Source organism: Mesorhizobium sp. M7A.F.Ca.US.005.03.2.1 (assembly GCF_003997795.1).
In the GTDB taxonomy this organism is placed as follows: domain Bacteria; phylum Pseudomonadota; class Alphaproteobacteria; order Rhizobiales; family Rhizobiaceae; genus Mesorhizobium; species Mesorhizobium ciceri.
This window is the reverse complement of record NZ_RZRP01000089.1, coordinates 1-12,256: the sequence shown is the minus strand read 5'-3', so window position 1 is coordinate 12,256 and position 12,256 is coordinate 1. Positions and strand designations below refer to the sequence as shown.

10 protein-coding genes are annotated in these 12,256 nt (G+C 64.9%); 5 read left to right on the top strand and 5 right to left on the bottom strand.

What is annotated here, in order from left to right:
* The 3 genes from EN991_RS07710 to EN991_RS40785 all read right to left on the bottom strand — a co-directional run.
* The coding region (locus EN991_RS07710; protein WP_127368503.1) for an error-prone DNA polymerase at positions 1-3,266 on the bottom strand (3,266 nt) is incomplete at its 3' end.
* Positions 3,263-4,741: a DUF6504 family protein gene (locus EN991_RS07705; RefSeq protein ID WP_027162864.1), complete on the bottom strand. Its 1,479-nt coding sequence runs from the start codon at positions 4,739-4,741 to the stop codon at positions 3,263-3,265. The genes EN991_RS07710 and EN991_RS07705, both read right to left, overlap by 4 nt.
* A complete protein-coding gene (locus tag EN991_RS40785; RefSeq protein ID WP_127368502.1) occupies positions 4,683-5,705 on the bottom strand; it encodes a hypothetical protein in 1,023 nt (340 codons plus the stop codon). The genes EN991_RS07705 and EN991_RS40785 overlap by 59 nt, the downstream gene beginning before the upstream one ends.
* 182 nt (positions 5,706-5,887) lie before the next feature.
* Between EN991_RS40785 and EN991_RS07695 the strand changes: the two genes are divergently transcribed.
* Complete coding sequence (locus EN991_RS07695; protein ID WP_013528779.1) at positions 5,888-6,310, top strand: metallopeptidase family protein; 423 nt, start codon at positions 5,888-5,890, stop codon at positions 6,308-6,310.
* A gap of 188 nt (positions 6,311-6,498) precedes the next feature.
* On the opposite strand, the gene EN991_RS07690 is transcribed toward EN991_RS07695, so the two are convergent.
* Positions 6,499-6,705, bottom strand: a complete 207-nt coding sequence (locus EN991_RS07690; protein ID WP_013528780.1) for a DUF1737 domain-containing protein — start codon at positions 6,703-6,705, stop codon at positions 6,499-6,501.
* A gap of 51 nt (positions 6,706-6,756) precedes the next feature.
* On the bottom strand, positions 6,757-7,632 hold the full coding sequence (locus tag EN991_RS07685; protein WP_024504050.1) for a CoA ester lyase: 876 nt from the start codon (positions 7,630-7,632) through the stop codon (positions 6,757-6,759).
* A gap of 339 nt (positions 7,633-7,971) precedes the next feature.
* On the opposite strand from EN991_RS07685, the gene EN991_RS07680 reads away from it, so the two are divergent.
* From EN991_RS07680 to EN991_RS07665, 4 genes are all read left to right on the top strand, one after another.
* Positions 7,972-9,510: a DUF4173 domain-containing protein gene (locus EN991_RS07680; RefSeq protein WP_127368500.1), complete on the top strand. Its 1,539-nt coding sequence runs from the start codon at positions 7,972-7,974 to the stop codon at positions 9,508-9,510.
* A gap of 3 nt (positions 9,511-9,513) precedes the next feature.
* The gene (locus tag EN991_RS07675) at positions 9,514-10,206 is read left to right on the top strand and encodes a response regulator transcription factor (protein ID WP_127368499.1); all 693 of its coding nucleotides are present in this window, start codon (positions 9,514-9,516) and stop codon (positions 10,204-10,206) included.
* Positions 10,197-11,798 (top strand): ATP-binding protein, encoded by a 1,602-nt coding sequence (locus tag EN991_RS07670; protein ID WP_013528784.1) that lies wholly within the window; start codon positions 10,197-10,199, stop codon positions 11,796-11,798. The genes EN991_RS07675 and EN991_RS07670 overlap by 10 nt, the downstream gene beginning before the upstream one ends.
* A gap of 29 nt (positions 11,799-11,827) precedes the next feature.
* The coding region (locus EN991_RS07665) for an FAD-dependent oxidoreductase (RefSeq protein ID WP_164768909.1) at positions 11,828-12,256 on the top strand (429 nt) is incomplete at its 3' end.

Here is a 12,256-nt window from a genome sequence, read left to right as displayed (position 1 = left end):
TGTTTGGCGGGGCTGAAGCGATCCGAACCGTCCTTGGCGAGGTCTCTCGGAGGAACCACTGGTGCAGCCTCGCTGACCTTCTCCAGAAGCACGGTCAGCCAGGGCGTCAGATCCTCGATCTTCTCGGCAACGATGTGGACCACACCCGATTCCGACTGCAATTTCCCGGTGACCTTGACGAACCGGGCCCCCATGACGATAGGCCGATAGCGGTCGAAGGTTCTTTGCCAGAAGATGATGTTGGCCACCGCCTTGTCGTCCTCCAGCGTCAGGAAGATCGCATTGCCCTTGCCGGGGCGCTGCCGCACCAGCACGAGGCCGGCGACCGAGACGCGCCTGCCATCGCGCACGGAAGGAAGATTCGCATTGGGGATGACGCCGGCGCGGTCGAGCCGCTCGCGCAGGAAGGCGACCGGATGCGCCTTCAGCGACAGGCCGAGCGCGCGGTAATCGTGGATGACATGCTCGCCGAGCGGCATTTTCGGCAGCCTCGTCTCCGGTTCCAGCTCGCGCAGGCGAAGCGCCGGCTGGTCGAACAGCGGCAGCCTTTCGGCGGCGCTCTTGCCGTCGAGCGCGCGCACCGCCCACAAGGCTTCGCGACGATCAAGACCGAGCGAGCGAAAGGCATCGGCCTGCGCCAGTTTTTCGATCTCGCCGACATCGAGGCCGGAGCGCAGCCAGACATCCCTGACGGATACATAGCCTGAGCCGCGCCGCTCGACGAAAGCCTCCATGCGCTCTTTCGACAGGCCCTTGATCTGGCGGAAGCCGAGCCGGACGGCATGCTTCGTCTCGATGACGTCGCGCATTTCGGCATGGCGTGGCAGGATGCGGGCCGGATCGAAAGGCGCCTTTTCCAACGTACAATCCCACACCGAAAAATTGACGTCGACGTCGCAGATGTCGACGCCATGGTCGCTTGCGTCGCGCACGAGTTGGGCCGGCTGGTAAAACCCCATCGGCTGCGAATTCAGGATCGCGGCGCAGAACACGTCGGGATAGAAGGTCTTGAACCAGCAGGAGGCATAGACGAGCAGGGCGAAGGAAGCAGCATGGCTTTCAGGAAAGCCGTATTCGCCAAAGCCCTCGATCTGCTTGAAGCAGCGCTCGGCGAAGTCCTTCGTGTAGCCCTTGCCGACCATGCCATTGATCATACGGTCGCGGTAATTGCCGATGGTGCCGGTGCGCTTGAAGGTGGCCATGGCGCGGCGCAGTTCATCGGCTTCGCCCGGTTTGAAACCGCCGGCGACGATGGCGATATTCATCGCCTGTTCCTGGAACAGCGGTACGCCAAGCGTTTTCTTGAGGATCGCTTCCAGCTCCGGCTTTTGATACTCGGCCTGTTCCTTGCCTTGCCGGCGGCGCAGATAGGGATGGACCATATCGCCCTGGATCGGGCCCGGCCGAACGATCGCCACCTCGATGACGAGATCATAAAAGGTTTTCGGCTGGAGGCGCGGCAGCATCGACATCTGGGCCCGCGATTCGATCTGGAAGACGCCGAGCGTGTCGGCGCGGCAGATCATCTTGTAGACCTGCCTGTCCTCCGGCGGCAGGGTGGCCAACACATAGGGCTGCCCATAATCATCCCGCGCATTAGGATAGTGATCCGTGAGCAAGGTGAAGGCGCGTTGCAGGCAGGTCAGCATGCCGAGCGCCAGCACGTCGACTTTCAAGATCTTCACCGCGTCGAGATCGTCCTTGTCCCATTCGACCATCTTGCGCTCGTCCATCGCCGTCTTGACGATGGGCACAATCTCGTCGAGCCGGTCCCTGGTGATGACGAAGCCGCCGACATGCTGGGAGAGATGGCGGGGGAAGCCCATGATCTCATTGGCACGCTCCATCACGTGCCTCGACACCGGGTCGGTGCGGTCGAGGCCGCCGGCGCGGGCTTCCTTCTCGCCAAGCTCCGATGTCGACCAACCCCAGATCGAGCCGGAAAGCGATGCCCTGACATCCTCGGACAGGCCCATCGCCTTCGACACTTCGCGCAGCGCCGACCGGCCGCGATAGCTGATGACGGCGGCGGCAAGTGCCGTGCGCTTGCCGCTGTATTTCTCGTAGATGTACTGGATTACGGTTTCGCGCTTTTCGTGCTCGAAATCGACGTCGATATCCGGCGGCTCGTTTCTCTCCTCGGAAATGAAGCGCTCGAAGAGCGAATCGATTTTTTCCGGCCCCACTTCGGTGATGCCGATGCAGAAGCAGACGACCGAATTGGCGGCTGATCCACGTCCCTGGCAGAGAATATCCTTGCTGCGCGCGAACTTGACGATGTCGTAGACAGTCAGGAAATAGCGGGCATAGTTGAGGCGTTCGATCAAAGCGAGCTCTTCCTCGATGCGCTTGGTCACGGAATCCGGCACACCAGCCGGATAGCGGTTCGCCGCCCCCTCCCGCGCCAGTCGCGCCAGCTCCGCCTGTGGACCAAGACCCGATTCCGTCGGCTCGTCGGGGTAATTGTACTGGAGGTCGCCAAGCGAAAAAGTCAGCTCTTGCGCAAACCGCAGCGTCTCGGCCAGCGCCTGCGGGTGCCGGCGGAACAGGCGGCCCATCTCCATCGGCGGCTTCAGATGGCGCTCGGCATTGGCGGAGAGTTGCAGCCCGACCTCGGCAACGGGCGTGTTGAGGCGGATCGCGGTCAGCACGTCCTGCAGCGGGCGCCGTTCGGCGGTGTGATAAAGAACGTCGTTGGTCGCCATCAGCGGAATGCCGGCGCTCTCGGCAAGTGCTGCCGCCTGCTCGATCCGGAAACGGTCATTGCCGGCGTAGTCGGGCGAAACGCCAAGCCGCAGGTTCCTGCCGAAACGGCCCTTGAGCTCACCAAGCAAGGCAAGACTGTCTTGCGCCCCCGTCGACAGACCGGGCAGGACCGCCAGCGACATCAGGTCACCCCATTCGAGCAGGTCGCCGCGCTGGAGAAGGGTGGCGCCTTTTTCGTTCTCGTTGCGCAGATTGGCTTGCGTCAGCATGCGGCAGAGGTGCCCCCAGCCCTTGCGGTCCTGGGGATAGGCGAGGATGTCCGGCGTGCCGTCGTCAAAAACCAGCCGGCAGCCGGGGTGATAGGAGAGTTTTTCGACCTTGGCCTGCTGCCAGGCGCGCACCACGCCGGCCACCGTGTTGCGATCGGCAAGTCCGATCGCCGAGAAGCCCAGGAGCTTGGCCGCGACCACCAGCTCCTCCGGCTTGGAGGCGCCGCGCAGGAAGGAGAAATTCGACTGGATGCCGAACTCGGCATAGGGAATGACGGTCAGCGCGTTCATGCGAAGACTCCATGCAGGAACCAGCGCGGCGGGACTTGCGAGGCGCCGCCGTAGAGGCCTTGCCGGTAGAGCCAGTAGCGGCGGCCGTCGGCATCCTCGATGCGGAAATAGTCGCGCGTCGATGCCGCCTCGTCGCTTGGCGCTTCCCGCCACCATTCGGCGGCGATGCGTTCCGGCCCTTCGGCGCGCTTGACCCGGTAGAGCGCGCGCCGCCAGCGGAAGTTCAGCGGCGGTCCTTCCGGCATTTCGGTGGCCGGCACATCGATGGGTTCGGGCGAGCGGAACAGCCGGATCGGTCGTTCCGGCGGAAATATGGTTTTTGGTGCCTGCAGCCTGTCCGGCTTCTTCGGCGGCGTGGTCCGGCACGGCGCGTCGGTGAAGGGGATGGTGGCGACGGCACGCTCCGGCAGATGGCTTTCGACCGCGACCGGCCGGAGAACCGCGCCATCGCCGAGCCGGGCGCGGATGCGGTCGGCGAACAGCGCGATATCGGCGCCGTCGTCGGTCACCTCGCCGGCAAGATCGGCCTGCTGCATGTCGAAGGTGGCTGATGCCAACACTGAGAGCCGCACCAGATCGAAACCATAGCCGGCATCGATATCCTGTTCGAGCGCGGCCAGCCTTTCATGGAACAGTTTCTGGATCAGCATGGGTTCGCGCATCGGCCGCGAGGTACCGAGCGCGATGCGGCTGACGGCGCCGTCGACGCGAAAGAGCAGCAGCGCCAGCGTCCGGGCGCCCTCGCCGCGGCGCTCGAGGTCGGTCTTCAAGGTCGCCGCCAGCATGCCCACCAGCCGTTCGATGTCCTCGGTCAGGGTGACGGGTTCGGCGAGGTGGCGTTCGACCGAAAGCGGCGCGACGGGCAGGCGCGGCGACACCGCCTCGTCGAGCCGGCCAAGCGCCTGGTCGAGGCGCAGGAGCAGCAGGGCGCCGAAGCGGCGGGCGAGCGGCGCGCGCGGTGCCGCCATGACGGCGCCCGCCGTGCGCAGGCCCACACTTTCCAGGCTGGTGCGGGTCGAAGGTTCTATGCGCAGCGCGGCCAGCGGCAGGGGCGCCAGCAGCGCCTCCTCCTCGCCTGACACAACGATGCGGTCGCCGCAAAAGCGTGCCGCCGCCCAGGCCGCACCCGGCGTCGCGGCAAGCCCGGCGCGGACATCGAAACCCTGATGGAAGAAGCGCGACAGGATGTCGTCCAGCATGGCGCGCTCGCCGCCGAACAGATGGGTGCAGCCGGTGACGTCGAGAAACAGGCCGTCTGCCCCGTCCAGCGCCACCAGCGGGGTGTAGCGGTCGCACCAGTCGGCGAGGCCTTCGAGCAGGCGGCGATCGGCTTCCGGATCGGCCTCGACGACGTCGATCGACGGATGCATGGCGCGCGCATCGGCGATGCCCATGTCGCGCTTCAGGTGCAGCGCCTCAGCCCGCTCGTCGAGGGCCGAGATGCGCTGTGCGTTGCGGTCGCGATGGCTGATCACGAGCGGCGGGTGAGATGGGTGATCCGACGGCCGGGAACGCCAGGACCGCCCCAGACGCTGGCGCAGGATCCTTTCCGCCGCCAGATAGGGAAACCACAGGGACAGGATTCTTTGCCCGGTCTCTTGCCTCGCCCGCTCTTTCGTCGAATGCGCGTTCATCGGGGTTCCACTCCAGTGTGAATTGTCCAGGCAGGGCCGTGCGGCTCTTGCCGATGGTGAGGGTGAAGGCCGGGCGGCCGATCGAGCCGGCCAGCGGCCCGGCGATGGTGTCGCGCGGCACCGCCGGCGCCGAGGCGACGATGAGGCGGACGGGTGCCGCCGTCGGTTCGGGCCCAGCCGCCTGCCGCAGCAGGAACACCGGCCGGCCGGCCGCTTGCGCCCTTGCATGCAGCCGGCGTGTCGCGGTCAGGTCAAGCCGCTGCGGATTGCCGCGGATTTCCAGGATGACGGCGGCGAGCGCCGTCATCCGGGCCGCCTCCTCGGCGACCCACAGTGCATCGACGAGCCTTGGCGCCTCAGAAAACAGCAATTGCTCCGGCTCGATGCCGAACGAGGCGTGAAGCCCCCTGGCATAGGGAAAGCCGGCCTCGCGAAAAATCTCCGATGTGCCGATCCACAGCACCGGCAGCCCCGGCGTTTGCTTGAGGATCAGGCTGGTGAGCGACAAAGCGAAGCCGGCGACGGCCCCGGCATCGCGGGTTTCAAGCCCATGGATTTCGCTCAGGGCGGCCTTCGGCAGCCCGCCGCTCAGGGCGGCATCGAGGCGCCCGACGCCGATAGGCAGGAACGCATCCGGCAACGCCGCGGCAATGCCACGCCGGACGATTGTGAGATCAGTGTTGACGTCAGCATCAAAGGGTGCGGCTGCCGGCGCAGCCAAGCGCTCGGGCAGCGTTCCCTCGATGTTCGCGATCTGGCGGCGCAGGGCAAAAACAGTCTCCCGCGCCACGGCGGTCATCGCCATGACGGTCAGCTTCCACTCACAATTGTTCCTGTTATGTTCCTATAGATTCCAGAGCGCATCCCAAGAGTCAAGCAGAGTCATGGAGAATTTATTCCTCTCTGCAGGGATGGCGCAGGCGCATCGGCCCGTTCATTTGCCGATTCCGGTGCGAAAGCCTATATGCCGGGATCAAAGGACAAAGCATGGCCCGCATCTACAAGACCCGCACCTGGCACGACGAACTCTCGCCCTCGATGGACGAAATGGAGTTCCTGGCGCTGGAGGCGTACGCCCATCTGCCGGAGGATTTTCGCAAGCTGACCGGCGAGATCGTCATCCAGATCGCCGAATTCCCAACCGACGAAATCATGGACGATCTGTCGCTGGAAACGCCATTCGACCTGCTCGGCCTGTTCGAGGGACGCGGCATCGCCGAGCGCTGGAACCCGCAGACCGGCGAAGGCCCGAACCGCATCACGCTCTACCGCCGCGCCATCCTCGATTACTGGTCCGAGAACGAAGAGACGCTGGGCGACATCGTCACCCACGTGCTGATCCACGAGATCGGCCACCATTTCGGCCTGTCGGACGAAGATATGGAGAAGATCGAAGAGGCGGCGGAGTAGGGGTGCGCTGATATTCAGGTGATGCCGGCCTGCAAATGATGGCTTCCTGCGCTTCCCCGCTCTACCGCGTCGCGGTAGAACTGTGCTCACGTACCCAAAAGTACGCTCCGCTCCGGTTCTCGGAAACCACCATTTTCGACTCGGCCTGACCTGAATCTCAACACACCCTGCGTCGGAGCTTTTCAAATCTACCAGTCACTCAGCTTGGTATCGGGCCCGTATTCCTGACCGTCGATATCCTTGACCACGGCCTGGCCGCAACGCATCGCTTTGGCCTTCTTGTCGTAGGCATAGGTCGGCGAGCCGAACAAATGCCAGCCCTTGTTCAGCGCCGCTGTCACCTTGTGGCAGAAGCTGGCATCGTCCGGAGCGGACAGAAAGCGGTAGAGTTTCATTGTTCAATTCCTGTCGTGAGTAGCTGTAGCCCGCTCGCATCCATCGAGCATTTATGACCCGATGGCGGCTGCCTTCGCCAGCAGTTTTTCGGCCTGCGCCAGGTGCAGCCGCTCGACCATCCTGCCGTTCAGCGCGATCACACCCTTGCCGGCATTCTCGGCGAGCGCGAAGGCTTCCTTCACCGAGCGTGCCTCGGCCACCGCTTCCGTGGACGGCACGAAGGCGCGGTTCGCGGCTTCGATCTGGGCCGGGTGGATGAGGCTCTTGCCGTCGAACCCCATGGCCGCGGCTTCCGCGCATTCATGGGCGAAGGCGTCGAGGTCGCGAAAATCGTTGGAGACGCCGTCGAGCATGTCGATGCCGCCGGCGCGTGCGGCCAGCACCATCTGCATCAGCCATGGCACGAGGTAGCGCCTATCAGGCGTCGCCAGAATGCCGGTCTCCTTGACCAGATCATTCGTTCCGGCAACGAAACAATTGAGCCGCGAGGCCGGATCGCGGCCAAGTTCGGCGATGGCGCCGATGTTGAGCAGCGCCTTGGGCGTCTCGATCATCGCCCATAGTTTCACGCTGTCGGGGGTAAAATTGTCGTCAAGCACGTCGCCGGCCTCGAGCAGGTCGCGCGGCGTGTCGACCTTGGGCAGAAGGATGCCGTCGGGTTCGCAGCTTGCGGCAGCCAGCAGGTCGTCGGCGCCCCATTCGCCTGATATCGCATTGATGCGCACGATCATCTCGCAGCGTCTCTCGGAATGGCCGGCGAAAATGCCGGCCAGTTTTTCGCGGGCGGCGATCTTGTCGGCCGGAGCGACGGCGTCTTCCAGGTCGATGATGATGGCATCGCAGGCAAGCTGCGCGATCTTGGCCAAGGCCTTGTCGCTGGAGGCCGGGATGTAGAGCACGGAGCGGCGCGGACGGTAGGTTTCCATGGCTGATCTATGCCGCTTGTGGGCGGGTGAGGCAAGTCGGGGCATGAAGCTACCAATCTCCCCCACGAGGGGGGAGATCGGCAGCGTTTACCCCTGCACGAAAACTGCACGGGCCTGCGGAAAACCTCCTCGGATCCGCCCTGCCGTTTCCCCGCCCGCTTGCGAGACAAGCGGCATGCACAAGCGAGCAAAGCCCCGTTGGTCCCTGACTCACCGACTGCGTAGCGAGGGCTGGTGGCTGGCCGATCCGCCGCGCGCGTGTCCCGTCGCAACCCTCATTCCCTTTGTCCGCAAAAGCCCGCCAACGGTTCGGCTGGAAGCCATCAGGAAAGCCAGGTCATGACAGCGTTGTTCTCCGCCGCGCCGAGCTATTGCAGCCGTTTCGGTGTCGCCATCCTGCTGGCAGCGCTCGCGGATTTTCTGTTCTATGGCCAGCCCGCCGGGATCACGGTTCTCCTGTTCGCCCTGCTGATTGCCGCGGCGGTCGTGGCTGTGCACCCGGCCGCCTTCAACGACGGCCGGGTCTGGCTCAAGCCCATCGCCTTGCTTGTCGCGCTGCTGCCGCTGGCTGAAAACGTCAGCACCCTGTCGGTCTCGATCGCGCTGGCGGCGCTGACCGTCTTCGCGCTTTCGTTGAGCGGCCGGCTGCGGCACAGCATCGCCCGCATTGCCGGGCAGATCGTGCTGTTCGGGCTGGCGGCGCCGTTCCGCTTCGTCATTGATTTCATCCGCTGGCGCAGGACGGCGCGGCGGTTCGGTGGGCGTCGCATCCGGCTGGCGGCGATCGCCGTCTGGGTGATGCCGCTGACGCTGGGCGCGGTCTTCCTGGCGCTGTTCGGTGCCGCCAATCCGGTCATCGACTATTGGCTGTCGCTGATCGATCTCGTGAGGCTGCTCGATCTTATCCAGCTGGCGCGGATTGCCTTCTGGCTGTTCGTGCTCGCCGCTGTCTGGGCTTTTCTGCGACCGCGCCTGCCGCGCCTGGTTCGCCGCATCCCGCGCGCGTTGCCGGCGGTCAGCGCTCAAGCCGGCAAAACCGCCACCACCATCGAAGACATCCTGTTCGGCAAGGCCGCCATCCTGCGCGCCCTGATCGTCTTCAACATCCTGTTTGCGCTGCAGACGGCGCTCGACGCCGCCTATCTGTGGGGCGGGGCAGCGCTTCCCGATGGGCTGAGCTACGCCTCCTACGCGCATCGTGGCGCCTATCCCTTGATCGTCACGGCACTGCTTGCCGCCGGCTTCGTGCTGGCAGCGCTGCGACCCGGCAGCGAAACCTCGGCCGATCCGCTGATCCGCCGGCTGGTCTATGTCTGGGTGGCGCAGAACATCATGCTGGTCATCTCGTCGATCCTGCGGCTCGACCTCTATATCGGCATCTATGCATTGACCTACTGGCGCGTCGCCGCCTTTGTCTGGATGGGGCTGGTGGCATCAGGCCTTGCCCTGATCATTGCCCGCATCGCGCTTAGAAAATCCAACGAATGGCTGCTGTCCGCCAATCTTCTGACGTTATCCCTGACGCTTTATGCCGGCTGTTTCATCAATTTCGCAGCAACGATCGCCAACTACAATGTCGACCATTCCCTCGAAATGACCGGCCAGGGCATTCCCCTAGACGCCTGGTATCTTCACTCGCTCGGTCCGGGCGCGTTTCCCGCGCTTGATCGCTTCCTCGAGCACCAGGGCAAGACGGCGGCCGCCGGCACTGTCCGCGAACTGGCCGGCGTGCGCGGCAGCGACGAAATCTGGTATCGAACTATCCAGCAGAACTGGCGGGCCTGGAGCTTTCGCGACTGGCGGCTGCTTCGATATCTCGACACCAAGGAGCCGTTCGTGATTCCCTCCGCTATCGAACCTTCCATGCCGGGCCGCTGATCCATGCCGCATCACATCCTCGTCGCCGACGATGACCCGCACATCCGCGAGGTGATCTGCTTTGCCTTGGAGAAGGCCGGCATGAAAACGACAGGGGTGGCCGACGGTGCCGCCGCCTTGCAGGCAATCGGCCGCCGGGCACCGGACCTCGTCATGCTCGATATCGGCATGCCGGAAATGGACGGGCTGGAGGTCTGCCGGCGGCTGCGGCACATATCCGATGTGCCGGTGCTGTTCCTCTCTGCGCGCGACGAGGAGATCGACCGCATCCTCGGGCTCGAAATGGGCGGCGACGACTATGTGACGAAACCATTCAGCCCGCGCGAGCTGGTTGCCCGCGTCAACGTCATCCTGCGGCGCGCCCGCCCGGCGGCGCCCGAACCGGCCGACGACAGGCAGTTTTCGCATGGCAAACTGGCTCTGGCGCCGGCCAGCCATACCGCCAGCTTCGACGGCAAGCCGTTATCGTTGACAGGAATTGAGTTCTCGATCCTGAAGGGGTTCCTGGCGCGGCCGGCGCATGTGCTCGACCGCGACGCGGTGACGGCCAGCGCCTATGCCGCAAACATCCACGTCGCCGGCCGCACCGTCGACAGCCACATCCGCAACATCCGCGCCAAACTGGCAGCTGTGGGTTGCCCTAATGTCATCGAGACGGTGCATGGCGTCGGCTTCCGGCTTGGCCGATGCGGCTGACGGCCTCCAGCAAATGGATCGGCCGCAAATGGCGGCCACGGCTTGCCACGGTCGTCGTCGCCATCCTGATCATGGTGATGGCCTTGCCACTGGTCGGCCTGTTCTTCTTCCGCCTCTACGAGAACCAGCTGATCCGCCAGACCGAGGCGGAGCTGATCGCGCAAGGCGCTGCCATCGCCGCCATCTATGCGCGGGATGTACGTGACGCCGGCATCCCACCGGAAAAGCTCGGTGCGCCGATGCCGGAGCCAAGTGGGGATTCAAGCCGCAGCGTCAATCCGGACCCGCTCTACAGGCCAATCGAACCGCAGCTCGATCTTGCCTCGGATTATGTCCTGCCGACCCGGCCGGCGGCGATGCCGGCGATCGTCGATCCCGCCTTCGCGGTGATCGGCGCGCGCCTGTCCGGCATCCTCGACGCCACCCAGAAAACCACGCTGGCCGGCTTCCGGCTGCTCGACCCCCGGGGCGTCGTCATTGCCGGGCGCGGCGAGGTCGGCCAGTCGCTCAGTGCGGTCGAAGAGGTGCGCACAGCACTTGCCGGCCACTATGCCAGCGCGCTCAGGCTGCGCATTCCCGACCAGCCGACGCCACCGCTCTATTCGGTCAGCCGCGGCACCAAGGTGCGTGTCTTCGTCGCCCTGCCGGTCGCTGTCGACGGCCAGGTCGCCGGCGTCGTCTATGTGTCGCGGACGCCCAACAACATCATCAAGCATCTCTATGGCGAACGTGGCAAGGTGACGTTGGCGGCGATCGCCATTCTCGGCGGCACGCTGCTCATCGGTCTCATCTTCCTGCGCACCGTCAGCCGGCCGATCTATGCGCTGATCGACCGCACCGAGCGTATCGCCGCCGGCGACCGCACGGCGATCCGGCCGCTCGACCACCACGGCACGCGAGAGATGGCGGAGCTGTCCGCCGCCTTCCTCGACATGGCCGAGAAGCTTCAGGCGCGGTCGGACTCGGTCCAGACTTTCGCCACACATGTCTCGCATGAGCTCAAATCGCCGCTGACGGCGATCCAGGGCGCGGCCGAATTGCTGCGCGATTCCGGTGGCGCGATGGACGATGCGGAGCGGCGGCGTTTCTCCAACAATATCGTCACCGATGCGGGGCGGCTCAATCTGCTGGTGCGGCGCCTGCTCGACCTGGCACGCGCCGAAAACCTGGCGCCGAGCGGCGAAAGCACATCGCTCGGTGCGGCACTGTCGCTGCTGCCCGTCGACAACAGGCTCGCGGTTAGCATCGGGGCCGGCGGCGACATCAGATTGCGCATATCGGCCGAGAACGCGGCTATCGTGCTGGCCAATCTCATCGACAATTCGGCCAGGCATGGCGCGATGCAGGTTTCTGTCTCCGCTACGAGCGCCGGCGGCAAGGCGAGCATCCTGGTCAGCGATGACGGTGCCGGCATTTCGCCGAGCAACCGGGCGCGCATTTTCGAGCCGTTCTTCACCACGCGGCGCGAACAGGGCGGCACCGGCATGGGGCTTGGCATCGTGCTGGCCCTCCTGAAAGCGCATGATGGTATGATCGCGCTGGTTGACAGCGAGCGCGGCACGCGCTTCGAGGTCATTCTGCCGGTGGCGTGAAGGACACTATCGGCCGGATCGGAGAGAACATGCGCTACGACATCGTCATCATCGGCGGAGCCATCGTCGGCTCCTCGGTCGCCTATTACCTGCGTGAGCAAGGGTTTTCCGGCACGATCGCGCTGGTCGAGCGTGATCCGCAATTCGCGCATGCGGCAACGACGCTGTCCATGGCCTCGATCCGCCAGCAATTCTCGATCCCGGAAAACATCCGCCTGTCGCAGTTCACGCTGAAGCTGTTCCGGCGGCTGAAGGAAGAGTTCGGGGATGACGCCGATATCGGCTTTCGCGAGGGCGGCTACCTCATCCTTGCCGGCGAGGACGGCTTGCCGATCCTGAGGAGCAATCACCAGGCGCAGATGGCCGAGGGCGCCGACATTGTGCTGGAGGACGCGGATCAGCTGGTGCGCCGGTTCCCATGGCTGTCGACCGAGGGCATTTCAGCCGGCGCCTATGGC

Coding starts and splice junctions, on each gene's coding strand:
- EN991_RS40785 (WP_127368502.1), bottom strand. CDS start 5,705: ATGGCGATGACCGCCGTGGCGCGGGAGACTGTTTTTGCCCTGCGCCGC.
- EN991_RS07695 (WP_013528779.1), top strand. CDS start 5,888: ATGGCCCGCATCTACAAGACCCGCACCTGGCACGACGAACTCTCGCCC.
- EN991_RS07690 (WP_013528780.1), bottom strand. CDS start 6,705: ATGAAACTCTACCGCTTTCTGTCCGCTCCGGACGATGCCAGCTTCTGC.
- EN991_RS07685 (WP_024504050.1), bottom strand. CDS start 7,632: ATGGAAACCTACCGTCCGCGCCGCTCCGTGCTCTACATCCCGGCCTCC.
- EN991_RS07680 (WP_127368500.1), top strand. CDS start 7,972: ATGACAGCGTTGTTCTCCGCCGCGCCGAGCTATTGCAGCCGTTTCGGT.
- EN991_RS07675 (WP_127368499.1), top strand. CDS start 9,514: ATGCCGCATCACATCCTCGTCGCCGACGATGACCCGCACATCCGCGAG.
- EN991_RS07670 (WP_013528784.1), top strand. CDS start 10,197: ATGCGGCTGACGGCCTCCAGCAAATGGATCGGCCGCAAATGGCGGCCA.